General features: G+C 50.4%; 17 protein-coding genes and 1 riboswitch. Of the genes, 8 read left to right on the plus strand and 9 right to left on the minus strand.

The genetic code is table 11. From position 1 onward, the window contains the following. Positions 1 to 56: 56 nt before the first annotated feature. Positions 57 to 4,124, minus strand: a complete 4,068-nt coding sequence (locus Pla110_RS07030; protein ID WP_197440559.1) for a S8 family serine peptidase — start codon at positions 4,122 to 4,124, stop codon at positions 57 to 59. 96 nt (positions 4,125 to 4,220) lie between these two features. After that, a riboswitch (cyclic di-GMP riboswitch) is annotated at positions 4,221 to 4,321 on the minus strand. Positions 4,322 to 4,618: 297 nt separating this feature from the next. Between Pla110_RS07030 and Pla110_RS07035 the strand changes: the two genes are divergently transcribed. Then, positions 4,619 to 5,605, plus strand: coding sequence for an amidohydrolase family protein (locus Pla110_RS07035; RefSeq protein WP_144994603.1), 987 nt, complete (start codon positions 4,619 to 4,621; stop codon positions 5,603 to 5,605). Positions 5,606 to 5,652: 47 nt separating this feature from the next. On the opposite strand, the gene Pla110_RS07040 is transcribed toward Pla110_RS07035, so the two are convergent. Both Pla110_RS07040 and Pla110_RS07045 read right to left on the minus strand, forming a co-directional pair. Beyond that, positions 5,653 to 7,683 carry a SpoIIE family protein phosphatase gene (locus tag Pla110_RS07040; protein WP_197440560.1) on the minus strand — a complete coding sequence of 677 codons (2,031 nt, stop codon included), beginning with the start codon at positions 7,681 to 7,683 and terminating at the stop codon, positions 5,653 to 5,655. Between the two features lie 177 nt (positions 7,684 to 7,860). After that, on the minus strand, positions 7,861 to 9,606 hold the full coding sequence (locus tag Pla110_RS07045) for a serine/threonine protein kinase (RefSeq protein WP_144994607.1): 1,746 nt from the start codon (positions 9,604 to 9,606) through the stop codon (positions 7,861 to 7,863). A gap of 704 nt (positions 9,607 to 10,310) precedes the next feature. Between Pla110_RS07045 and Pla110_RS07050 the strand changes: the two genes are divergently transcribed. The 3 genes from Pla110_RS07050 to Pla110_RS07060 all read left to right on the plus strand — a co-directional run bounded on the left by Pla110_RS07050 (position 10,311) and on the right by Pla110_RS07060 (position 13,819). After that, positions 10,311 to 11,387: a 3-deoxy-7-phosphoheptulonate synthase gene (locus Pla110_RS07050; protein ID WP_144994609.1), complete on the plus strand. Its 1,077-nt coding sequence runs from the start codon at positions 10,311 to 10,313 to the stop codon at positions 11,385 to 11,387. 84 nt (positions 11,388 to 11,471) lie between these two features. Then, a complete protein-coding gene (locus Pla110_RS07055; protein ID WP_144994611.1) occupies positions 11,472 to 12,440 on the plus strand; it encodes an NAD-dependent epimerase/dehydratase family protein in 969 nt (322 codons plus the stop codon). Between the two features lie 92 nt (positions 12,441 to 12,532). Beyond that, positions 12,533 to 13,819 carry a sulfatase-like hydrolase/transferase gene (locus tag Pla110_RS07060; protein WP_144994613.1) on the plus strand — a complete coding sequence of 429 codons (1,287 nt, stop codon included), beginning with the start codon at positions 12,533 to 12,535 and terminating at the stop codon, positions 13,817 to 13,819. Positions 13,820 to 13,877: 58 nt separating this feature from the next. Here the strand turns inward: Pla110_RS07060 and Pla110_RS07065 are convergent, their stop codons facing one another. Continuing rightward, positions 13,878 to 15,323, minus strand: coding sequence for a heparan-alpha-glucosaminide N-acetyltransferase domain-containing protein (locus Pla110_RS07065; protein WP_144994615.1), 1,446 nt, complete (start codon positions 15,321 to 15,323; stop codon positions 13,878 to 13,880). A gap of 379 nt (positions 15,324 to 15,702) precedes the next feature. On the opposite strand from Pla110_RS07065, the gene Pla110_RS07070 reads away from it, so the two are divergent. Next, on the plus strand, positions 15,703 to 17,688 hold the full coding sequence (locus Pla110_RS07070; RefSeq protein WP_144994617.1) for a S16 family serine protease: 1,986 nt from the start codon (positions 15,703 to 15,705) through the stop codon (positions 17,686 to 17,688). Between the two features lie 16 nt (positions 17,689 to 17,704). On the opposite strand, the gene Pla110_RS07075 is transcribed toward Pla110_RS07070, so the two are convergent. Beyond that, entirely contained in the window at positions 17,705 to 19,042 is a 1,338-nt protein-coding gene (locus Pla110_RS07075; RefSeq protein ID WP_144994619.1) for a class I SAM-dependent methyltransferase, read from the minus strand. A 225-nt stretch (positions 19,043 to 19,267) separates the two neighbouring features. Between Pla110_RS07075 and Pla110_RS07080 the strand changes: the two genes are divergently transcribed. Both Pla110_RS07080 and Pla110_RS07085 read left to right on the plus strand, forming a co-directional pair. Next, positions 19,268 to 20,614, plus strand: coding sequence for an outer membrane protein assembly factor BamB family protein (locus Pla110_RS07080; RefSeq protein WP_144994621.1), 1,347 nt, complete (start codon positions 19,268 to 19,270; stop codon positions 20,612 to 20,614). 174 nt (positions 20,615 to 20,788) lie between these two features. After that, complete coding sequence (locus Pla110_RS07085) at positions 20,789 to 21,214, plus strand: double zinc ribbon domain-containing protein (RefSeq protein WP_144994623.1); 426 nt, start codon at positions 20,789 to 20,791, stop codon at positions 21,212 to 21,214. Positions 21,215 to 21,372: 158 nt separating this feature from the next. Here Pla110_RS07085 and Pla110_RS07090 read toward each other — a convergent pair whose 3' ends face one another. From Pla110_RS07090 to rpmI, 4 genes are all read right to left on the minus strand, one after another. Next, complete coding sequence (locus tag Pla110_RS07090; protein ID WP_144994625.1) at positions 21,373 to 21,762, minus strand: hypothetical protein; 390 nt, start codon at positions 21,760 to 21,762, stop codon at positions 21,373 to 21,375. A gap of 156 nt (positions 21,763 to 21,918) precedes the next feature. Beyond that, entirely contained in the window at positions 21,919 to 22,920 is a 1,002-nt protein-coding gene (pheS, locus tag Pla110_RS07095; protein WP_144994627.1) for a phenylalanine--tRNA ligase subunit alpha, read from the minus strand. Positions 22,921 to 23,132: 212 nt separating this feature from the next. Beyond that, positions 23,133 to 23,495: a 50S ribosomal protein L20 gene (gene rplT, locus Pla110_RS07100; RefSeq protein WP_144994629.1), complete on the minus strand. Its 363-nt coding sequence runs from the start codon at positions 23,493 to 23,495 to the stop codon at positions 23,133 to 23,135. A gap of 318 nt (positions 23,496 to 23,813) precedes the next feature. Beyond that, complete coding sequence (gene rpmI, locus Pla110_RS07105) at positions 23,814 to 24,014, minus strand: 50S ribosomal protein L35 (protein ID WP_144994631.1); 201 nt, start codon at positions 24,012 to 24,014, stop codon at positions 23,814 to 23,816. Between the two features lie 446 nt (positions 24,015 to 24,460). Here rpmI and Pla110_RS07110 point away from each other — a divergent pair, with 446 nt between their 5' ends. After that, positions 24,461 to 25,552 carry a DUF2920 family protein gene (locus Pla110_RS07110; RefSeq protein WP_144994633.1) on the plus strand — a complete coding sequence of 364 codons (1,092 nt, stop codon included), beginning with the start codon at positions 24,461 to 24,463 and terminating at the stop codon, positions 25,550 to 25,552. Positions 25,553 to 25,809 lie beyond the last annotated feature (257 nt).

The raw sequence follows: 25,809 nt of genomic DNA on the forward strand, positions 1-25,809 counted from the left end.
TCACGTATTGTCAGGCTTAAATAAACGCCCCTCTTGCGGCAATGGCAAATAAAGGACTAAGTGAAGTCGTCATACTCGACCCAACCGCCGAAATAATTGACGGTATAGCTGAGAGTAGGAGTATTCTGATTCGCTGTATCAACTCCGGAATTACTGGCATACAGGTTGACTGTATCTATATTTGAGCCAGTAATTCGTTTCCATTTCGGCTGGGAATTTTCGTAGACCATGTAAACAATAGTGTTATCGAGTTCAGCACGGTCTTGTAAATTCGTGTCGTAAATGTTGAAGACGTCATTTCCGCCATTGGTCACGTTGATGGTGACATTCGTGGAACTCCAGATTGTTAATATGTTCGTCCCATTGTCTTTAATGACCCGGTCTGAATAGAGAGTGAAGGTCTCCGTTGCGGAGGTGTCGTTCAAGCTAAAGCCGGCCAGACCGATGTCCAGAGCATCAATCGTTTCGAAGCCAGAAGCAGTCGCAGCGAATGTGGATGTCGAGAAGTTGATGTTCGAGTCACCCCAACTGACGCTGTCATCAGCCGTATCTGAACCTGTAATCGTAGCCGAGTCCGTTCCCCCATTCGTGGCAGTGACATTAACGGTTTCGAAATTGTTCACCTGGGTGGTGATGCCATTCCCGGAGAAAGTGGTTTGAGAGATTCCCACTGTGACCGTGTCATCGCCGGTGCTGTCATCAAGGTTCGCTGTGTCGTCACCGCCAGAATCGCCGTTCACGATGTAAATGTCGAAACCATAGGAATAGTTTGCAAACCCGGTTCCGATCATATTAGCTTCGGTCTGGTCGCTCGTGTAGGTGTCGTCTCCGGCCGAATCATAGTAGCGAGCCCGGTCGGTTCCACCATTGTCCGCGTAGGCGTTCACACGATCAAATCCATACGCATACGAAGAGAAACCGGTCGCCAGCAGGGCAGAGTAATCATCCCGCAGGTACATGTTGTCATTGCCGTCGGTGTCGTAAATATTCGCCGTGTCTGTACCGCCTGATTCGGCGATGCCATCCACTCGATCGAACCCATGAGCCGCCATGTCAAAGCCGGTTCCCGTCAAACTGGTGGTCGCTAATGTAGAAGTGTAAGTATCGTCTCCACTTGAATCATAGAGATAAGCCCGGTCTCCAGTTCCACCGGCGGTGGCATACCCGTCGGTGTTTTCAAATCCGAAAGTATAAATCTTGTAGCCCGTTCCCGTCATGATGGTTTTGTCAGTATACGCCGAGTAGGTGTCGTTACCTGCGGAGTCGTAGTGATTGGCTTGGTCTGTCCCTCCGTAAACAGCGTAGCCAATGTACCAGTCAAAACCTGTTCCGGAGTTGTTGTAGCCAGTTCCCAGCATGCTGGCAGCAGTTGGAGACGCAGTGAACGTATCCGCTTCGGTGGAGTCATAGAAGTAAGCTTTATCGAACCCGCCGTTACTCGACTGGAATATAACCTCTTCATAGTCGCGAATGTAATTAACGTACCCACTACCGATCATGTAGGCACGAGTAGGATAGGCACGAGCTTGGTCATCTCCCGAGGAGTCGTTGAACGTTGCCGTATCTGTTCCTCCTTGATTCGAATATGTATCGATTCGATAGAAACCGGTCGCCGAGTTGCTGAATCCGGTACCCGTCATCGTCGCACTGTTGGGGGAGAGAGTTAAGGTGTCATCACCGGAGGAATCGATCATGTAGACCTGGTCGTTTCCACCATTGGAGGAGTTTCCGGAGACTGAATCAAATCCGTAGGCGTAATTCTCATAACCACTTCCATACATAAAACTCACATCGGAGTAGGTCTTGAAGTAGTCTTTGGTCGCGATGTCATTAAAAGTGGCGTCGTCCGTTCCACTTCCGTAGGTCATGTTTGCGGCGACTAGATCAAAACCATTTAAGTTGATGGTCACTCCATTACCCGTCAATGTGGCGGCCTGCCCGGTGGCGGTAAAGCTTTCGTCCGCATCGGTGCCGTAGAAGTCAGCTCGGTCAGTTCCACCCGTTGTGGCATTGACGGTGACCGTGTCAAAGTTGTTGACCCGGTTGTAGTAACCTGTTCCAGACATGTACGAATAGGTGATGTCCCCATAGTAGCGGTCATTTCCGGACGTATCGGTGAAGGTCGCCGTGTCCGTTCCACCATTATCACCATAAGCGTCGACGCGGTAGAAGTTATTGGCCGTATTATTGAAGTTGGTACCGGTCATGTTCACGGTGGAGCCGGCCATCGTCAGCGTGTCATTTCCTGTCGAGTCATAGAACCAGGCTCGGTCGCTTCCCCCATTAGATGAAGTTGCGATGCCACTTTCAAAGTTGACCGCTGTATTGCGATAATCGCCCGTCGTCATGTAGGCCTGGTTGTACTTGCTGACGAAATAATCACCTGCCACAGTGTCAGTGAAGGTCACGCTGTCGGTACCACCATTATTCGAGTAAGCAGTGACCGTATTAATTCCGTTAATCGTATTGGAGTATCCCGTTCCGGTCATCTGCACCGCGTTGGCCGTCATCGCTAACGTGTCATTTCCAACAGTATCGTACATCAACGCTGTGTCAGCACCGCCGCCCCCATTGAGGATGATTGATTCCAGAGTGTCGCTATCGAAAACAAGATCGGTCAACGTGTGCTGTAACCGGTTTTGCCACATTTTGAATGAATCGACGACAGAACGACCGGTGTAAGTCAAGCTGTCCGTGCCGGCATCTCCCGACAGATTGATTTCTGTTACTGCGGTTGTGTCGATTGTTGTGGAGACATCGTTCCGAGTGACATTCATATCAGTTCCTGAAAAGGAAATGACGAAGGTGTCGTCTCCTGCAGTGCCTGTGATTTCTGCGATGCCGTCAGTGATAGTCAGGAAATCGACCGGGGCCGCCTGAGGTGTGATCAATTCCTGGATCGCCGCATACAAATCGAGCCGTTTGAAATTGAGATTGGTGTTGGTCACGTTGTCGTCTTCATCGTCACCATCATTAATATCGACGCCCGTATCCTGCATCAACTGCAGCAGGCTTGTCTGGTTAGCAAGATTAGACTTACCATTGTCCTGAGCCGCTTCATGGAGCAGGGCGGCTGCACCAGCGATAACGGGAGTCGCCATCGATGTTCCTCCCATTGAAACGAATCCTCCTCCCAGACCTGCTGCTGTAATCAACGCTCCTGGAGCAAGAATGTCCATGCTACTGTTTCGCTGAGTGAAACTGGTGATTCGGTCCGCCCCCGTTGTAATGTCGCGAGCTCCACTACCCCAGGTAATCCCTCCGTAGCTTCCATCCCAAACGGCTCCCACAGAAACGGTCTGATCGCTGATCGCTGGATATCCCAAACCTTGCGCACTGCTGAGACTATAGAAATCGTTTCCAGTGGCAGCCGCAATAAATACGCCCTGACCAATGAGGGTGCTCAACTCGTCTTCCATAAATGTGTAGGGGTTTGTTGAGTAGTTCCCGGCCCCCAGAGACATGTTGACGGCAACAATGTTATACGTTTCCTGATTGTCAGCGACCCATTGCAGGGCTTCCTCAACATCTCCAAATGATCCGGAGCCATTGGCGTCGAGCACTTTGAGGGCAATGATATTGACGTCGTTGGCGATTCCACCATTTGTTTCGTCATAGCCACCAATGATGCCGGCAACATGAGTGCCGTGCCCCTGATCATCCATGGGGTCGCTGTCATTGTTGACGAAGTCATAGCCCGCGATAACTCGGTTACCCCATCCACCGCCGAGGGCGGCATGGGTGTAATCTACTCCGGTATCCAGAACGGCCACGGAATATCCCGTACCACGATAAGAAGTGTTCGCGTAAACATCATCCAGATTGATCAGGTTGTGCATCGCTTCGTCTTGAATTGAGATGTCACTCCCCGATTCAAACGTGATTTCGTCCAAGGCATAGCTGTCGATGGTGAACTTTTCGTTCTTCCAGGATTCATAAGCCGCATCGACCTGCATTGTTGCCAAAGGCATTTCTGAGGACATGTTGACCCGCAAGTCGAGTGGAGTCGCTGGAGCATCATCATTCAACCAGGCAGCTCCACCGGTCGGCGAGGCGGAGAGCATCACTCTGGGTTCGGCGACTTCAATGTGCTGATACGCGCCCGTGCCGGCGGATGAGTGCAAGTGGCTGCGACAGGAACGGCCGGTTCTCCCGTTCAATGAGGAGTTCAACAATTGGCGAAAAAAAGTTCGACATCGCTGGAACATAAGGCTGCACCTTTCGGAAGTCTGGCGACCAGTGCTAAGCGGTGAGGCTTTCCTCAGCACGACGGTCCATGACTTTGCGTCCCTGGCTTTCACCAGGTTTGCTATTTCGAGGTAGTTGTGAAAGTTGTGAAATAGGCGACCTCCTTATTGTCATCCGCGCAATGGTTCTTCTCCTGGAACCCACGGTCAGGGGCGAGATTGTGCCACGATTCGAAAAAAAACATGAGTATCAAAAGGTACGTCGCCGCTTATTCAGAGCAAATGGTTTCACGGTGATGTTTCATTCGTGCAGAAAGATAGAGATGCTATAACCGCTAGAACGTGACTTTTGACCGACCGCCGACTAGGGTAATAGTCAGTCGCAATTTGTGTTTCTCTCTACACGCCACTGACTTAGTCGGAATCTATTCATGACCATCAACCAGCCATTGATACGGGACGTCGATTACGAGTTTTATGATCGGGAACTTTCTACTTTTATTCCGGATCAGATCTATGATGCACATACTCACCTTTTTGACGCCGCGCACTTCAAACCCGAAGGCGCAGACTTTCCCGCTTCTGTTGGCTTGGATGAATATCGAGAGCTGATCGATGTACTTCACCCGGGGAGGGATGTTTCGGCGTTGTTCATTCCGATACCGGGACCGCGTGAAATGGCGGACGCCGCCAATCAATGGATTGCCGAACAACAGGCGCGCGACGATCGAAGCCGGGGGTTGTTTTACTTCCATGCGAAGGACGATCCCGAATGGATTCGCGAGGAAGTGAAGCGATTAAACCTTCACGGACTGAAGTGCTATCACGTGACGTCTTCCAGGCGACCAACCTGGGAGTCAGCGATTCCCGAGTACCTTCCGGAAGAAGTCGTCCGTATCGCGAACGAGGAAGGGTGGGTGATTACGTTGCATATGGTCAAAAGCCGGGCCGTCGCTGATGCCGAAAACTACGAGTTAATACGCGACTGGTGTCAACGATATCCGAACATGAAACTGATCCTGGCTCACTCGGCCCGTGGTTTTCAACCCGCCCACAACTGGGAGGGTCTACATCATCTGAAAGGCTTGCCCAACCTCTATTTTGACAGCAGCGCCAACTGTGAAGCACTAGCTCATATTGCCGTGCTGAAGATTCTCGGTCATGAAAACTTCATGTATGGTTCCGATTTCCACGTGAGCCATCTACGCGGGCGCAGCCTGGCAGTGGCGGATACTTTCCTGTGGTTGTACGAACAGACCCCCGTATGGGAAGAAAGGCATCAGTCGATCGAACCCGTACTGGTTGGACTGGAGCATTTGCGATCACTGAAATGGACAGCCTTGTCGCTCGGACTTTCGGACTCACAAGTCGAAGATATCTTCTTCCGCAACGCACAGCGGCTTCTGGGAGTCGAATAAGAATACCGGCGGCACTGAGTTGACGTGGCCAAGACGAAGCAAAGTGATTACTTCTGGAACTTCATTACGACGACGGTCATATCGTCGTAAGGCACCGGTTGGTCGGAATATTCCAGTGCGGTTGAGATGATCAGTTCTACCAGTTCTTCGCTGGTTTTATCCTGATGTTCATTCAGGATACTGAAGACATGATCGTTTCCAAACATCACGCCTTCCTCGTTCTTAACTTCCAGAATTCCATCCGTCAGTTCCACGAGAATGGAGCCCGGTTTGAAAGGGATCTGTTCAACCGCACATTCCAGTCCATCTTCCATTACTCCCAGAGGCGGTCCAGTCGGCCCGATGATTGTCGTCGTTTTATCCGAATTCAGAACGAGCGACTGGTGGCCGGCAGCGCAATAGTCCAGCGTTTGCGATTCCAGGTTGAAACGGGCCAGGAACATCGTCACAAACCGATGCGTGTGAGAATCGTTCGTCAGGTATTCGTTCAGTTCCCGCATCGCATCGCTGAGGTCATCATGAATCGTGGAGAGCGCTCTTAAGTAAGCTCGAGTTTGCGCCATAAATAACGATGCCCCAAAGTCATGTCCGCTAACATCGCCAATGACAATTCCCAGTCGATTCTTACCAAGTTGAAGGTAATCGAAATAGTCACCGCCGACCGTGTCCGAAGACTGGGACCGACCAGCCAGATCGATTCCTTTCATTTTCGGTGCGGATTGAGGCAGTAGGTTCTGTTGAACAGAACGAGCAATGAGCAGTTTCTGCTGCGTCTCCTGATAGGTTGCTTCCTGTTCATGAACGCGATTGTAGTCCAGTATCAGTCCGATAAATGGAACCAGATATGCCAGGAGGCGCAGAGAGTGCGCCGCGAAGAAATCAGGATCAAAAACCTGTGACGACCAGAAAACAGCATGTATCTGTGTCGCAAGATGGGGAACTACGCTCAAAAAGATACCGTAGGAAAAAAGAGACGGATACTTGCGATAAAACCGTGGGAAGACGACTGTGCCTGCGAGGAGTAGCAATGCCAGCGGAAGGATGTCCCAGGGGCGTTTGGCTAGACGTCCATCCAGATAGATGGCCTGTGGCAGCTCGGGCAAGACGGAGCAGATGTGGACGATGGCATAGGCAATCATAGCGAAAATGAACGCGACTACGGCGAGGAACCGGATTTCACTCCGATGGGAACTTTGTTTGAGTTTATTTCGCTTCAATAAAATCAGACTGGTGCCGAGGATCAGGATCGAGACATTGAATGTCCTCGAAATGGCCCACGTGATTGGAATGAAACGAACCGTATCTTCGACCGAGTTAATCAGATGATCGGCCGAAAGAAGATTAAATGCATCGATCAATCCGGAGAAGAATAGGGCAGTTCCCACGATTGGCGTAGAGACATCCCCCACTGTGTAGTAGTGGATGATTGACAGGAACCCGGTGATGAGAGCGATACAGACGGCGGTCCATTCAATGATCGTGTACCAGAACTGCTTTCGAACGACAGATTCCATATGGAAATCGATATCGTGGTAAAACCGGATGGAGGCGGGAATGTCTGGTTTTACTTGCTGCAGCAGAATCGGTTCTCCACCTTCCAGATTCCAGGCGGAAACTGACCCAGTATTAGAAACCGCCAGCAACGTTTTCGTTTCCGTATGAACGGCAACGGAAACAATCGGATGAAAGATGGAATTAATCTCAACAGCGAGCTTTTCATTATCCAGGTTCCAGACCTGAATCGTCCCGTTGGCTTTACCGCAGATCAGAAATTCTTTGTCCGGGAGAATGAGCAGCGAAGTGATAACTGAGTGCGCGTTATCTTCATGAATATGAGTGTTCAGCAGAGCAACCGGAGTGTTATCGCTCAGGTCTCTGATTTCGATTTGGTCTACTTCCCAGGGCGTGGCTTGCAGATCGCCACGGGTCGCTTGAACCAGGGCTGGTTCAGGCTGAGTTGCCGATATCCATTGAATTATCAGGAAGGGAACAAAACATAGGACAATGATTGCTCCACTGATAAGTTTGGGAAGTTCAGCAGGTTCGTTGTTCATGAAGGCAACAAATAGAAGGAGCAAAGCAGGCATCCTGTCGACAGAAATATCGTCAGGGAATAACTATCCTACCGAGACAACAGAGTAGCAGAAAGGGGAGGGTCTCTATTTTCTGAGTAAATAAAACAGCAGTGAGCAGAAGTGCGGTTGATCAAGCTTCTCTCGTCTGATTCAGTCACTGCAAAATCAGTACTTCCGGCGTTAATTGTTTCCCGGATTCTCCTCAGCAGAGTTCTCTTCTGCCTCTTTTTTCAGGTTATCCAAGGGTGAATAGTCCCAGGGAGCAATTTCTGCCCCCTCTTTTCGTTTCATAATGTAGTTCATCTGGGCGGCGTACTCTTTATTCTCTGAATACAGCTCCAGCAGGCTGTTCCATTTTTGTTTTGCCTTGAATGTTTCCCCACGAGCAAGAAGTTGGTCCGCCTCACGCATGTTTTGCAGAATCAAAATCTGAGGATCCGAGATGAACGTCCCATCGGCAATCTGCTGTTGAATCTCGTCGATCTTTAGTCGAGTTAACTTCAGATAAATCTGATAAGACCGGCTGTTGAATTTTTCTTCCTTCACATCCTGATTGATTTCGAACAAATTGCGCAGGCTCTGGTATTTTTCAAGTGCGGTTGCCCGGTCTCCATATAGCTCAAAACGGAGTGCTTCCACAAAACGGGTCCTTGCTTCGTTTCCAGCCAACTGAACCGGCAATCCGGTCCGTGCTGCTTTGGTTGACTCCTGAAGGGCTTTGTCCATGTCGAGTTGGTCAACTTTTTTCTGTGCAATCTCAGCCAGATTATGATCCGGATAACTTTCGATCAATTTTTGCAGTTGTTCGCGACCATAGAACAACCCCCCTTCGTCCTCTTGCGCAAGGTAAGCATTTGCTTTCTCGTACATCGTTTCAGCGCTGTCCGGAAGCAATAACCAGATCGTAACTCCGATCACCATCACCAGGCAGAGCACCAGGAACCAGGTCTGCTCATGGAAGGGTTGATCCTTTTTGCGTTTTCGTTGTTTCTTCTTTTTTTGCAGTATCTTTTTAAGTTCCGGATCGACTGAATCCATGGAGACAGTCGTTCCGCCTGTTCCGGCTCCCCTCGCAGCTTGCGTCGACACACTCATCTGGGTCGCTTCTTTATTGCGAACTTCTTCCAGAGCCAGACGTGTTGCCTGAGCATCGAAGGGGCGGTCCCCTGGGTCTTTGGCAAGTAATCGTTGTATCAGGTTTTCCAGCCAGATCGGGCACTGCATATTCTTGCCACGCACCTTCGGCGGATCCTCATCCAGGTGCATCATCAACATCGCTGCAGCGGTGTCCGCCTGAAAAGGAGTGTGGCCCGTCAGCATCTCGAACAGCACGCACCCCAGAGAATAGAGGTCCGTCTTGCGCGAGACAGGGGGTTTACCAATAATCTGTTCCGGTGCCATATAGGCATAGGTTCCTACCGTGCGGCCTGCTGCGGTTAAGGCCGTTGCGGTGGTGTCGCGCGCAATTCCGAAGTCTCCCAACTTCAGTTCGCCCGTCTTTGTACTGAGAAACAGGTTGGCTGGTTTCAGGTCACGATGGATGATCCCCATCGCATGCGCTTTTTCGAGACCGCTACAGATTTGAATTCCACAATCGACGACGAATTCCCAGTCGAGCGGCGCGCGTTCTTTGATGACCTCTTCAAGCGTCCCCCCATCAACTAGCTCCATCGCATAGAAATGCTGACCACGTTGTTTACCTCCACCGAAGTATTGGACGACGTGCGGATCCTTGAGCTTTTTGAGGATGTCCATCTCTCGCTCGAAGCGTTTCAGGACCTGCGGTTGGTCCGACATGGCGGGAGAAAGCACTTTAACGGCGACTTTACGACCAGTTTTCTCGTAAGTGGCGAGATAGACGATGCCCATTCCCCCGACGCCCAGCTTGCGTTCGAGGATGAAGGGGCCTATTTTGCGTTTCGCCATACTTGGCTCCCGGCACGTATCGTCTATCAGGGACGTAACTGATAGGGAGTCTCCCCATCGAATTCTGCGAACTGACCCAGCCCGGGCCTCTACGGAGAATAATCAGTCGGTAATCTTTTCCAGATGTGTCCGCGAGAAATGAGTGAATTTGGAATGATCGGACTCGCCCTAAAGAAAGGGGCGAGATTCGCTGGAAATGAACATTTCATCCTATTGTGAAGGAATTCAGAGCCATGATCAATCCAAAAGCGAGTAGGGACGCTTACACTTTCTGCAAACACTTGAAAATAAAGGGGTTATCGGCAAGGTCATGTGATAGAAATCTGGTCTCGTCCACTTATATGAGCTCAATCGATCTCCGTTTATTGTGGAAATGGGATAGAAAAGTCCACTCGCACCGACCGGGCCTCAACTTTATCGGCTTCCTGCTGGAACTCGGGACTTGATCCACTGGTCAACGCTGTAATCATCGTGTTAGACTCTTCCTTCTAATTTTGAACAGGCGAAAGCGCTCTCCACGAGCTGATCCTGCATCCTCCTGTTCTCGAACTTACTTTTTCTTTTTCGGAGCCATTTCTGCTCTGGAACTAGAACCCTTCCCCGAACCCAAATGTGGCTGTTTCTGCATCATAGATTATGGTGCAACCTCAACTACTAAAAGGTTTTAGGACATCTTCTAAAAGAGAAACTCCTCCGGTTTAACTATGTCACCATTCCATCCGACCCAAGACATCAACGTACTCGAGACCATTGCCCTGAGTTCTCCCAACGAGCTGAAAGCCGAATTGCCCCTGACAGCAGAGGGCAGCGAACAAATCGCCGAATATCGAGAGCAATTGCACGACATTCTCCGGGGCGAAGACAAGCGATTGGCAATCACGATCGGACCTTGTTCAATTCACAATAAAGAGGCCGGAATTGAGTACGCTCGAAAGCTGAAAACATTGGCGGACAAAGTGTCCGATCAAATTCTGCTTGTCATGCGGGTTTATTTTGAAAAACCGCGCACCACTGTGGGTTGGAAAGGATTGATTAACGATCCTCATTTGAATGACACCTTCGACATTCAGACTGGTATGAGGGTGGCTCGCACGATTCTGCTCGAAATTGCGGAAATCGGCTTACCAGCAGCCACCGAATTACTGGAACCAATCACTCCACAATACATCGCCGATTTACTTACTCTGACTGCAATCGGAGCACGCACGACGGAATCTCCCACACATCGCCAGATGGCGAGTGGCCTGTCGATGCCTGTCGGATACAAAAACGGTACCGATGGCGGCCTGCAAGTTGCGATTGATGCCATGGTCGCGGCTCGTTCACAGCACGCATTTTTGGGCATCGACGCTGAGGGACGCACTTGTGTAGTTCATACCAAAGGGAACGAGTGGGGCCACCTCATTCTGCGCGGAGGCCGTACTGGTTCGAACTATGATGCTGAAAACCTGAAGGCAGCCACAGAGAAACTGAGCAAAGCCGGCGTCTCTCCCCGGTTCGTGGTCGATTGCAGCCATGCCAATTCAAACAAAGACTTCAAGAAACAGTCTTTGGTCCTCAAAGACGTTGTCGATCAACGAATTGCTGGCAACGATACGATTATCGGCCTGATGATCGAGAGCAACCTGCACGAGGGCAATCAGAAATTGACCAGCGATCTGAGCCTGCTCAAGCATGGTATTTCTATTACAGATGGTTGCATTGGTTGGGAAGAAACCGAAGAATTGATTCTCAACACTCATGCCAAACTGAAAGCGGCTCAGGTTGTGACACAGTCTTAAAGCTGTTTCATACCAGGTACGCTCCGGGCCTGTGCCTGTTTTCGATCATCTCGTTCTCTCTGACTGTTCAGCGGAGTCTCCTCTATGCGCGTACTAGTCACCGGAGGTGCTGGGTTTATTGGTGGGCACATTGTCGACGCCCTGCTGGAGGCCGGCCATACACCGCTGGTGGTCGACAACTTTTCTGCTGGCGATACGGACAATCTCCCCTCGCATGTCGAAGTCTTCGACGTCGATATTCGCAACCGTGAAGAACTAACTCGAGTATTCGTCGACTGCCAACCCGACGCCGTTTCGCATCATGCGGCACAACTTTCGGTCTCGCGTTCTGTTCGAGAACCCGCATTTGACGCTGAGGTGAATATCCTCGGGTGGTTAAACGTCCTCGAAGCTGCCGCTAAACAGGATGTGAATCGTATTCTCTTCGCCTCGTCGGGGGGGACTTATTACGGCAACATCCATCAGCCAGCCACCGAAGATTTACCACCCAGGCCAGAATCTCCTTATGGTTTTACCAAACTGACGGGGGAACACTACCTGGAGTTCTTCACACGTCAACACCCCGGTTTGACAGGGGTTAGTTTGCGGTACTCCAATGTGTACGGCCCCCGTCAATCATCTGTTGGTGAGGCTGGCGTAATTGCGATTTTCGCCTCGCGACTGTTGCAGGCGGAATCCGTGGTCATCAATGGCGATGGTTCCGCGCTGCGGGATTTCGTTTACGTCACCGACGTCGCCCGAGCCAATCTGCTCGCGTTGGAAGGAAAGCTGGATCATCGATACCGGGCCTATAATATCGGAACCGGGCAAGGGACGACCATTAGCCAGTTGGCCGATACGTTGAGCACATTCGCCACAGAAGAACGCGCCAACCGGCAATTGACAGAACCTATTCCCCTTCCTCAGTATGGTCCTCCCCGAGCGGGAGATATCCATGCCAATCTGATCGACTCTTCCCGGATCAGGCAGGAACTCGGTTGGACTCCCGAGGTCGATGTAAAGACAGGCCTGCAGCAAACGACACGCTGGTTCGCTGAACGTGTTTTCGCCTGATAAGATTGCCTCTTTAGCGATGAGTGTGGTTTAATGAACCCTGCTGATTCGTAATTTGCAGCTCGCTCTTCTACATGCACTCAGGGGAAGTTATGCTTATTCGCTCTCTCTTATTGCTTGGTCTGTTTTGCTGGACCTCCTCGGCCAATGCGGCGCAACCGAATGTCATTCTTATTATGGCCGATGATATCGGTTATGAATGTTACGGTTGCTATGGCAGTCAACAATATCAAACTCCGAATATCGATCGTCTGGCTGAAGAAGGGACTCGGTTCAAGCACTGCTACTCCCAGCCACTCTGCACTCCCAGTCGCGTCAAAATCATGACCGGGTTATCAAACGCCCGCAACTATTCGGCGTTTTCCATTCTCAATCGCGATCAACGCACCTTCGGTCATATCATGAAGGAGGCGGGGTACCGCACCTTCGTCGGTGGGAAATGGCAGCTATACGGAGCGGAGCATTATATCTCTCCTCAAGGGCACAACGCGAAAGGAATGCTTCCTGAGGATGCCGGATTCGATCAACACTGCCTCTGGCAAATCGAAAAGCTCGGTGATCGTTACTGGAATCCACTACTGAGCATCAACGGTGATCTGAAACAGTTCGAACCGGAAGACTACGGTCCTGGAGTCGTCACCGATCACATTCTTGATTTTATGGACGAAGAAAGTGACAAACCGTTCTTTGTATATTACCCCATGATACTGGTGCACAATCCGTTCCCCACAACTCCGGATAGTGAAGACTCAAGAAGCGAGGACGCGCAACAGAACTTCGAAGACATGGTTCAGTACATGGATAAACTGATCGGGAGAATCGTTCAGAAAACTGAAGCTAAGGGCATAGCCGAAGAGACGTTGATCATCGTAACCGGTGACAATGGAACCAATCCTAAAATTAAGTCGCAGCTCAACGGTCAGACCATTAAGGGAGGCAAAGGGAGAACCACCGATGCTGGGACTCGCGTCGCTTTGGTCGCGTGGCAGCCCGGAACCGTGCAAGCGGGGAAAGTCTGCGAGGACCTGGTCGACTTCTCTGATTTTGTCCCCACACTTCAGGAGGTTGCCGGAATCCCTGTTAATAAAAACCTGGACGGAATCAGCTTCGCACCGGCCCTGTCAGGAACGAATCGAAATGCGCGCGAATGGATGTACTGCTATTACCACCCTCGACCCGAGCGAGAAAAGTGGAAACCCCAACGATTCACTCGCGATCAACGGTACAAGTTGTATGGCAATGGTCGTTTTTATGACATCGCCAACGATCCACTTGAAAGGTCTCCTCTCAAAGAGAAGAACGAAGCCTACGAGAAACTGGCCGCCGCACTGGAATCAATGCCCGCTGAAAGCCCGGCCTTGCTTCAGTTTCCGGAATAAAAGTGTCCCGCAAGTTGAGATATCGGTTACCTCTGTCACTCTCGAAGGGAATTGCAGGTTACATTCGAACAAAGATCTTCTGACGATCAAGGCTGCGGATCATTCCGAGAGTTAGAACCATGTAAGCAATGAATGTGACGGTGATTAACCAAGGTGCGGCTGTTTTCGTATCAAAAGTCTGGGACCAGAATGAGATCCAGAAGACTTTGTGCAGAAAATAGGCAGCCAGTGGGTTCATGCCCAGCATTTCGAAGACACGAACTTTCCTGCCCCAGATATCTGAGAAGATAATAAAGAAGGAAAGCGTGACCATGGCGATCCCGGTGGTGATCATCGCGTAGGGAAGTGTGATAGTTCGTTTGGCGGTGATCCAGTAGTTTTTCAGGTAATACGGCAGTCCAGAGTCATCCAGAGTTTCTGGAATATCGCCAAACACTGGAAATGGGGCCAGATAGGTGTCGATGTTTGCGTAGTTACTGAAATCCGGAAGGACAGGGTGGGCGGCGTGATCGTATACAAACCGATTCTTGATAAGCTCCCCATCTTTTCCGATACGGGAGAGATAAATTTCGTCCGATGCGTGCTTGGCGACATCATACTGGTAGAGGCAGGAAAGGCAGGATAATAGGTATCCCACTACGAATAAACCGATTCCGGTGATAGCGATCTTTTTCCAGGCAATTTGTGGCGGGTACTTGGCCTGCAAATCGTAACAAAGTGAACCGGCCAGCATGACGGAAGCAAAACCAAACAACCCGAACAGGCCACCGTCCCAGCTTCGCCCACCAGTTTCAAAGAGATCTCCCATCCAGTTGTGGAGTCCGATTTCCGGATTGATCCAAATTCCGTCCTGCTGCCAACCATACATAAATTGCCAATTGAACCACCAAGTAATGAATACGTGGGTCAGGCTGAAACCAACCATCGTCAGTACTCGCCCCCAGAACGAGAGTCGGATTACAGGCATAATCAATAATTGAGTCCCCCCTATTATAGCCAGGGTCTCCCACAAAGCAGACTTGAAGAATTGGGCCAGAAGTACCAGGCAATGTTGTCCGAAGTAGGGAGGGATATCGAAAAAGGCCGATTGTCCCGCGTTATAGATGGCGAGTTGATCTGTAGCCACTTCTCCAGTGTACGGGTTCTCGAAGAAAGAATCGTAAGGTCCAAATTCCACTCCGGCCCCATAGATCACAATAGAAACAAGGCAAAGGGCCAGGCTTCGCTTGATGTAGGTCAGGTACGTTTTGGTCGCACCAAACTTGGGTATTCGTCGCAGAATTGTCAGTCGAAAAGAAAAGCCGACAGCGAATATAAATGCCGGCATAATGGTGTCTGGAAAGTTCAGCCAGTAGTCATCGTGCTTCAAGGGTTCCCAGGTGTTGGTGAACTTGCCCAGGTAGTTCACGATCAACATTGCGAACACGGTGTACCCTCGGAACTGATCCATCGAAACTATGCGACCACTCGTTGGAGTCAGGGATTCGGGGGGTTGCAGAGACATACAGGGGCCTTTATTAAAAAACAAAACGAGTGATTTGCGTAAAGCTTATCAGACTTGAGTGTAAAAATCGTGACGTTCGCTTCCAATACGCTTCGCTAAGATTCCTCATCATTCAGTAAAACTCAGATAAACGCATGACAAGTAATGGGATAGGTATTTCTTGGTCTAAAGAGACGTTCGATGGTGGTCGGAAATTGTCATAATCCGCATTTCCTGCCATTGCTAAATACTGTTTCAACAAGAATTCGATACCGAAAACCCATCTGTTCATGTTAAAAAAGTATCTTATTCTCTGTCAGACACCATCTTAAATTGGCAGGGCGATCTTGGCTCTTATCACTCAATTCATCTTTGTCACTCGACATCTCCGGAGTTCAACATGCGGCAGCGCCTGACCACTCAATGTCTTTATTTCATGTTGCTCGCCTTCTTCGTAATCGGAAACTCCCCCAGTTTCGCTCAAGAAGAGGAGCGAATTAAACTGAGTGAAGTCACCGTGAATGCCCTCAGCTATTTCGAAGGGCCAGATGGCCGAGCTTACGGGAATTGCTTTCCCCTGCAGGTGACAGTGGGTGGCAAAGAGGCGGGACGGGTTCGGATCGGTTTTTATGAATCCGAAGTCGGTGGTTCCGGAGAACAATGGCAGGCCGCCGGCTGGATGGCGTCGTTAATGGCGGCACAGCTTACCGACTTCGATCCTGCGACGACGCAGGTTGCTTTCGATATTCAAGGACGGGTCGATGGCCCCAGCGCGGGAGCGTTGATGACCATTGGCATTCTGGCCGCTGCGCGAGGAGACAAGGTTCGAGATGATGTGGCCATGACGGGAACGATCAATCCGGATGGCATGATCGGGCCGGTGGGGGGCATACCCCACAAAATCGAAGGTGCTGCAGCAAAAGGAATGAAGCTCGTTCTGATTCCCGCGACTGCGGAAAACGAGATGGACAAAAACAAAAAACAGATGGTGAACCTGATTCGTCATGGCGCCGAACTGGGAGTTGAAGTCAAGAAGGTCATCGACATTTACGAAGCCTATGCCTTAATGACCGGCACCGAATTGCCACGACCGAATATTTCGGGACGTCCGACAATTGATTACAAAACAGACGCCGTACTTGCCTCTCGGATTGGGCAGTGGGCGGATTTGACGAAGACGGCAATCGAAAAATACGAAGCCGCGCCCGAAGATGCACGAGTCGAGTATTCGGATCTTCTGATTGAAGAAGCCAGGGACTACATTAAAACTTCGGAAGGACTGATGAAAGAAGGAGTAATCACTGTCGCATACACCGATATGCAATACGCGGCACTGAATGCTTTTCTCGCTAAAGAAGTTGCTTATTGCAACCAGACAAATCTGACAATCGGATACGATGCGATGCTGAAACGCATTAACAATAACGATTGGCTGCAGGCGGAAATTGATAAAACGGCCATCGCGCTGAAATTTTCACAACCTACGACGATGAATCAACTCGCTTTGTACCTCGAAGCCTGTGACGCCTTTATCGAAGCAGTTTCCTTTCAGAAACTGGCAGCGAAAACGATGGCGAATCTTCCTGAGGACGAAGACGAAGCGATTGAAATCGCAATCACCGCTTCTGAATGGCAGGTGTTCGGGTGGCTCGATTGTCGGGTCACGATGGATTTTCTGGAATTGATGCGGCAATACGGTGGCAAGCCAATTCCTGCCGACGCTCCCTTCCTGGACACGGCTCATTTTTATCGCCGTACGTCGGAAGCAAGCTACCGCGTGTTTGAATCCATCACCGTCAATGAGATCGCTAAAGTACTAAAGGTCGCCCAACCTCAGGCCAAATTTGCACTCGCGAAAAAGGATTCCTACTTCGGACTGGTGACGATGGCTCAAACAGAAGTCTTGCCAAATCTGCAGGACTACTTTGGAGACGGCCCTCAGTTTGCCTACGCAACCCTCGCAGGCAGTATCTATGTGCATCTACGCGCATCCATGTTGATCGCCAAGTATTACTCCTTGAATGCGCAACTCGATAAAGAGATGATGATTATCGGCATTGGACGGGAACAGGCTCTCAACGAATGGCTGGAAGCCTCCGAAGAGCAGGCGCGCCGCAACGTGATGCTCCTCTCCCGTTATGGGATGGATACGGCAACATGTGCGCAAAACTTTGAGTATTGCCGCCTGATGAAAACGCGGGGCTTGTCGGACAAACTGGATGCACTCTTTGTGCTGTTGTACCTGAACACGACAACCAAAGTTCTGCAGCGACTCTCCGGCGTGAAAGTCGATCAGCGTACAGGCGAACCTCTCGTTCCTTCTACAGAAGAAACCCCGGCGGAGCAGGCTGGCAGCAAACAGCCTTCTGGCGATCCTACTAAGTAGCAAGAGACTTTACTGGTTAACTTCGGATTGAAACGGTGTCGGGATGACGTAAGAAAAGCAGGTCGTGATCTGTCAGGCTGCGAACCGCTTTCTGGATCATGGGAGTGATATCACTCTCGGCGAGTCCAGCGCAAAGAGAAGCGGACTGTTTAATCTGTTGGATAATCTCTCCAGTGGAAAGTTGATCGTCAATCAATTCGCAGAAGGCTCTCACCACCGGTGACATATCGACGTTCACGGTCACTTTGATCCCACCCCGAATCTGGAAATCGATACTCCAGACAGGAGCTTGATGAGCGACAATTGAATTTCGGACATTCACCATTCGCGAAAGTTCACTCCAACCGGGGGTCAAATTCAATTGCGTGGTGTTGACTTGGCGATCAGGTTCGCGGGCGGCCCAGAACGCATGCTTGATCACACAGCCCCAGTAGATTTCGGCCATCTCCTGTTGCTCTGCAACTGGCTTATTGGATATCTCCGACCACCAGGGAGAATCTCTGAAGATGTGACGAGATTGATAGAAAAATCTGGATTCATTGGTGAAATCGAGTAAATGCAGGCCGCTCGTGTTGAGCAGTTTTACCAGTTCTGTCACAGAATAAGCTTGATCGCAAGTATGGAAAAAGAGGTCGTACAACTCTGAGTCGTCAGCCTCTTTAATGAATGTCATGATGGTTTTGCCATGTTGCTGCCAGTTTGTCGCAGGCAGTTTGTTTAAAAAGCGGCGAAACTCAGCGAACAATTCTGGCGAAGGAGTCGCTCCCTGTAGGCCTGCTAGAGTAAGAAGTCGTTGCATCTGATAGATTGCAGTTCGACCATATCGACCGTAAACCATCAATCCCATCGCGCCGTCTGGCTTTAGGACTGAGTTCAAAGCTGCTAGGCCGGCGCTCGGATCGTCCAAATGATGGAGTACACCGACGCAGTTGATATAGTCGAAAAACCCCGCATTCCCGGGAGCCAGATCGAGTAGCGACCCTTGTCTCCAAGTCACTTTGTCGGTCAAACCTCGTTTCTCGATCCGTCGTCGAGCGATGTTCATGGCTCGTTCGCTGAGATCGACATGGACAACTTCTGCAGGAAAATGACGTAACTGCTCGGCAAGGAAAACGGTGGAATCACCTGTTCCACCGCCAGCAACGAGAACTCGCCTAGGCTTCGACAGATCGAGTTGTCCCCGAAAACATTTATGGTTAATCGCTGCCAACTGATCCAGATTTACGTAACGGAGTGATTCCAACTCCCGTTCTGGATCTCGGTCTGGATAGGGGAGAAGTTCATATTGTTTCTGAACGGATTCCGTTACTTCATGTCTCCGGTTCCGAGTCTCGTTCCTGAAATCGGTCGCCATTGTCTAAATTCCTCCCTGAGGGATGCCTGACCGCCTATTATTTTGCAGGCTTATTCTCTCAGAATTGAGGAATTGAGGAAACCGGAATCTCGTCTGCTGAGAACGGATGCCGAAATAGCTTGACGAATATGATATTGCTCGCCATTGTGGTATTTACCGCTCGGCCTTCCTCGGCCACAGATTAAGCCGAATTATTCAATAGGTCAGTCAAGAACTGGATCAGGAATGATTAACGAGAACTTTTTATTAAACTTGAAAACCACAAGCTTACACTCTCTCAAGATGTTTGTATTCGGCCTCGCTCTAATTTGCGGGTGGCTTACTTTTCCGTGTCTGAGCGAGTCTGCCGACGCTGCAGATGACTCCTCACCAACGCGTTGGGCGAGATTCCGCGGACCAAACGGGGCGGGAATCGCCACCGGTCAGAATCTACCCAAAGATCTCAAACCGGAACACCGGGAGTGGGTTGTCGACCTACCGGGACTTGGGCATGCCGCTCCCGCGATTTGGGATGACTTTCTGTTCGTCACCTCCGCAATAGATGAAGGGGCCGTCCGGTATCTCTATTGTCTGGATGCCATCACGGGCGAAGAGCGATGGGTGCGGACTTTGAGTATGAACAAGAGTGCAAAACATATCAAAAGCAGTTGGGCTTCAAGCACACCGGTAACCGATGGCGAATTCGTGTATGTCGCCTTCGCTGATGCCGAACAATATCTCCTTTCCGCTTACGATTTCGCGGGCGAACTTCAATGGCGGGAAGATCTGGGAAGTTTTGAAAGCCAGCACGGTCAGGGTACCTCACCTGTTCTCTACGAAGACTTGGTCATTCTTGCGAACGATCAGGATGGTCCGAGTTCCGTCGTCGCATTCGAAAAAGCGACCGGCAAAATGGCTTGGACCACTCTAAGAGAATCCCGACGGGTCAGCTATGCGACGCCGCTAATGATTCCTCCGGCCGGGGGCAAAGGTCTGCCTCAACTGATAGTCGCCTGCGGAGCCATGGGCCTGACTTCACTCAACCCACGGACAGGGCACATGCACTGGAAAACGGGAGAATTCAGCCATCGGACTGTCGGTTCACCCGTCTATGGTGAGGGAGTGCTGGTGCAATGTTGTGGCGGTGGCGGTCAGGGCAAGTACATGGTTGCCATCAAACCTCATGACGCCCCCAATTCTGATGATCCGTTTGAGGTCCTTTATGAACACAAACGGAGATTACCTTATGTACCCACGCCGATCATTTATGAAGGACATCTCTACCTTTGCAACGACGGAGGAATTGCCAACTGCCTCAATGTCGAAACGGGCGAAAATGTCTGGACTGAACGAATTGGCGGAAATTACAGTAGTTCCCCCGTTTGTGTAGATGGTATGATTTATATGTTGAGCGAAGATGGAGAGATCGTCGTGATTTCTGCATCGCCTGACTATAAATTGTGGGGTAGATTAAAACTGGATGATCACAGTCACGCGACACCAGCCGTCGCCAACGGTCGCCTTTACCTACGGACCTTTCATCGTCTGACGAGTATTCACCATGAAAATTCGTCCGTTGATGACTCGAACTGAGTCGAAATTTCGTGGAAGATTGTTGGTCCCTACAACAACAGCTTCCGAACAGCGCTTGTACGCGGGCTTTCGTAATCACAGATTCAGTAACCATAATCTGAAGTTGATCAACTGCACTCTTTTATGGAGTATAGAGATCAATTGACAGAGTATTGATTCAATCAGGATTTACAAATGCCTTCCTGGCCTGGGGGACCTTGTCCCAAATGCGGCGAAGATATGCCGGAAAAATTGATCCACTGTCAGACCTGTCGCGCGTTACTGAACGACGACTTGAATTTTGATAGTGTGGAAGTCCCGGAGTTCATTCCTTTACAGGAGCTCGAGAGTATGGTTGATGTCTCTCTCGAAGGTTATTTCGTGAACTGTCCCGAATGCCAGGAGGAATTGCGGATCAACCGCAAGTATGTTGGTAAGAAGGTGCAGTGTAAACGGTGCGAGGCTCCCTTTGAGCTCAAACTGGACAATAACCAGGTGCAGTCTAAAGCGTTCTTCAGCAAATGCCCGTCCTGCCAGAATGAACTCCGTGCCGCGCACAAGTACATCGGGGAAAAGGTCGCCTGCAAATACTGCGGTGGCAAACTGCACTTCGTCAAATAGTGTAGAACCTATCCTGAAACCCAGTTGTGGCTAAATTCAATCCTACCATGGGTGTGATTGACTCATCAGAGGGTCTCAGGACCGTTTGAAAAGTGCTCGGCAATTTCAGATCAATTTCAGATAGTGTGCATTCAGCTATTATGTTCGAAGCCTGAATTCTATTCTTTCACGGAAGTGATCTGAGTCCGTCCCGGCATCGTGCTGTAAAGCACACCTTCTTCATCGAATAGCAACGCGAGATTCAGCTCCCAAACCTTGCCATCTTCGCGCTTCCAGAAGTCGCAGTAGTAGATCGACTGGTTCGTTCCGAATTCTCCGTTGATCCCTGCCTCCGCCAACCTTTTTTCCACTTGGTCGCGGTGAGTTCCTTTCGGGCAGATCTTAAACAGCTCATTCTGCTGTGTCGTATAGGTCTGTCTTACCACTTCTGGTGACGCACTAAGTACTGCACAGCCTGTTTGCGAAAAACAGCATGCAGTGGCTAAGAGTAGCACATAGGCGTGCCGGCTCACGACGTCCCATCTCGACGGAAGTCTGGCGGTGTTCATGACGCTCGGCACCTGCTTGCGGAAGGAAATACATAGAAGACAGGCCGGAGTTGTAGGCTGAAACCGCGAAAAACGTCAATGCCAACCCGTTTCAGGCTGTGATCCACTGCAGGCATATTTGGAGATCGACCGCGGGATAACAGGAGTTTCGAAGTCTTAGAACTGTTGCAGGAATCGCAGGTCGTTTTCGGTGAATCGGCGAATATCAGTCACATTATGCCGTTTCATGCAGAAACGTTCGATGCCAAGTCCGAAGGCGAAGCCGCTGACTTCTTCCGGATCGTAACCAACCGAGGTCAGCACGTTCGGGTCAACCATGCCTGCCCCTCCGATTTCCATCCAGTTGCCGTCCCACAACATGTCGACTTCTACCGAGGGTTCCGTGAAGGGGAAGAACGAGGTGCGAAAACGAACTTCGGTCCCTTCGCCCAAGTAGGCTTTGGCAAACATCCGCAAAGTCGTTTTGAGATGAGCCATGTTGACATCCTCGCCAATCATCAAGCCTTCCATCTGATGGAACATGCAGTGATGAGTTGGGTCAATCGTGTCGGGGCGATAGACACGGCCCAACGAGACGATTCGAATGGGAGGTTTGGTTTTCTCCATCACCCGAATCTGGACCGTGGAAGTCTGACTTCGTAACAGGATCGGACCTCCTGTCGCCGCTTCCGCGACGGAGAGATAGAAGTTGTCCAGCGGATCGCGTGCGGGGTGTTCGAGGGGGATGTTAAGTGCTTCGAAGTTGTGCCGTTCATCTTCAATCTCGGGCCCTTCCATCACGGCAAACCCCAGTCGCCCCATAATCTCCTTGAACTCTTCGATCGTCTGTGTCAGCGGGTGCGTGTGCCCGAGCTTACATGGTTCGCCAGGCAAGGTGACGTCGATTGCATTGAGCGCGGCCTTGGGGGAGGAGAGTTCACTTTTACGAGTATCTAGCGCGCTACTGACATTCTCTTTGGCTTCGTTGAACTTCTGCCCAACGACCGGTCGCTCTTCGGGAGTCGCTTTGCCAACCAGGGATTGCAAATCCTTCAAGCGTCCCTTCTTCTTGCCAAGAAACTGGATGCGAACCTCTTCAAGTTGTTGTTCATCGGTTGCGGCGGCAATCGCGGCGAGAGCTTCGTTCCGATAGGCGGCGAACGCGGTGGTCGTATCCATAATCGTCTCGATCAAATAATTCGGGCAAATAGGAAGAGGGGAGAGCTCAGGTGTCGAGGAGAGAGACTGAGAACGATCTTCGTCGGTTCACGTTCTTTTTTCAACGAGTACAAGCGATCCAAGAAAAAAGCCCGCAAATGCCGTTTTATGAACAGCAGCGGGCTGAATTGGGTTTCCTGTTTATTAACAGGATGACCGATGGTCACTGTTCCCTACACTGAGGCGGGCAGTGCTGCTTTTGCTTTTTCGACGATTTCGTCGAAGATTTCCGGATTGGAAATCGCCAGTTCACTCAAGGTTTTTCTGTTCAGGCCGATTTCGGCCACAGTCAAACCATTGATGAAGCGGGAGTAAGAAATTCCCCGTTCACGACAGGCGGCGGAAAGACGGATGATCCACAGCGAGCGGAAATTACGTTTGCGGGTTTTACGGTCGCGGAATGCATTCGCTCGTGAACGAATGATTGTTTCTTTGACTGAACGCAGCAGCTTGCCGCGACCTCCGCGATTTCCTTTGGCTTCTTTGAACAGTCGGTTTTTAGAGCGTCGTCGGGCGACACCTGATTTAATCCTCATGACTACTTACCATTTATCTTTTGAAAAGTGAACTCTATATGTTTGCAATTGAATGACCGGAAATCATCAGGTCGACTGCCGCCAGGGCCGCTCGTTCTGTCAGGTCTGACTACTTACCTGAATGCAGGTAGGGTCAAACCCTATTTAATCCCGGACTTGCCTCTGAAGAGAGACGGCCTTGGATCTCATTCTCTTGGACTAACTGGCTCCGTTAAAACAGAGACAGGAAGTGCAGAACGGGGAAAAGTCTGGTTAGGAAAGAACGGTGCAGTACGACTATCGGTATTCAACGAAAAAGTGGGATCAAACCCGGAACGGTTACATTCCTGGGCGAAGGCCTTCAATGATGTTAATGGCATCTTTGCCTGTGATCACATTGTCTGCGCGAAGCTGTCGTTTTCGCTGAGCACTTTTATGGCTCAGTTTGTGGCCACGAAAAGCGTTGCGATGTTTGACTTTACCCGAAGCGGTCACTTTAAACCGCTTGGACATTCCTTTATGTGTTTTCTGCTTAGGCATGGTTACAAATTCTACCGAGGACGCAATTGGTTCGTACGACAAAGAGGAACCTGAAACAGGTCTAACATCCAGCCGGGATGTTCCTCGAAATCAGCTGAAATTCTCTCTTCCCTAACAAATGAGAGCTCAGTTAAGTGGTCTCATCGATCAACTTGCCATGGTTCATAGTCAAACCACCGCGCGGACAGAAAGCTGTCCCGGGAAAGGGAAGGGCGGATTATAGTGAGCATTCGCCTTCTCTTTCCACTCTCATCGACGAAAAACTCCCCTTCGAAGGTAAGAAATATTCGCCAAATTCTCGGATTCTCAGTGTGTAGTGGCTATATGACCAGTGATAGTCGTTTTCCAAACGGCATGGTTTCCTCGTGCGTGAGGGCAGGTTATGATTTTATACGAATTGTTTGTCTTCTCTGGATTTACTTCACGCGGTCGGAAAGTTTTGTCCTATGTCATGTCAGATACGCTTGTTCCCGTCCTTTTTCCGTCTTACTGTTCTCTCGCTGGTTCTCGTCGTCTTGCCTGGACTGGCGAACGCGGCACTACCCGAGTCGGACGCCAGCCTGAAAATCGAGAGTCAGGAGTGGCCTTTTGAACCCGGTCCGCGGCAAGTCACGATTTATATCTATTATCCGGGTGGCAAACTGGAAAATGTGACTCCGGAAACTGGGCTAATGCTCAATCTCCACAATTGGGGAGGAACAGGTTTTCAAGGAGCCGGAGATCCACGCAAATTGACTGCGGGGCTAGATGTTATCGCCATTTCGGTCGATTACCTGCAAAGCGGCAAACAGCAGGATGGGGCTCCCTACGATTTCGGTCACCTGCAGGCCATCGACGCCTTGCGGGCTCTGTCCTACGTGTTTCGCGAACTGAAAGCGGCGGATATCGATTTGAATACTCGACGAATTATGGCATCGGGAGGTTCCGGCGGAGGGAACGTCAGCCTGATGTGTAACAAGTTCGCCCCGCATACTTTCAGTTGCATCGTCGATATTTGCGGCATGCCCCGTCTTTCAGACGATATTGCCTTTAATCTGCCAGGGGGAAGTCGACTCGATGCGCGGTACAGCCAGGATCCCGAATCCCCGATGTATCTTTCTCCTGGACGACAGGAATTACATTTCGTCGGCAATCCGGCTCATCTCCAGAAGATGAAAGAGTTCGGAAACGAAGCCCGGATCGTCGTCATACATGGAACGGGAGATGACGTGTGTCCCTATCCTGACGCGGTGGAAATGGTCACCAATATGAAACAGGCCGAGCTGAACATCGAAGAGTTCTTCGTTAAGGAAAGCGACGTCGACGGCAAGATATTCAAATCGACTGGACACTCACTGGGAGATCGAAGCGCCATGATGTTGCTCTATGGTCGTAAATACTTGTTGCCCGAAAGCGATGACTATTTCGAACGGGAGTCTCAGACTGATTTCGAACTGCAGCAGGATATTGTCTATCCGACTTCGGATGGTCAGTATGTAATCTCTTATCCGGAAGGAGTTCCTTCCATCCGTTTTGAATCACAGTCCCCTACAGAATAAGGTGCAATTCACGGTGTCGCTCTGGTTGCAGGAGCGATATTGAGACTAGAACGCATTCTAGATACCCATTGTGTGTTCTGGCGGCGTAGCCTGCTGTATTTAAGGGCTTTTCGGGACCGATAGCCGCCACACTTATCCTGGACAGGATCTAGAGGGGAAACGTACGAGTACCATTACCAATGGGCAATAGAACGTATTTGCAGACGTTCTATTGCCTGATGCGAATATGCCTGTAGAGCAATTTAAGACCGAAGCAT

The organism is Polystyrenella longa, from assembly GCF_007750395.1.
Taxonomy (GTDB): Bacteria; Planctomycetota; Planctomycetia; order Planctomycetales; family Planctomycetaceae; genus Polystyrenella; species Polystyrenella longa.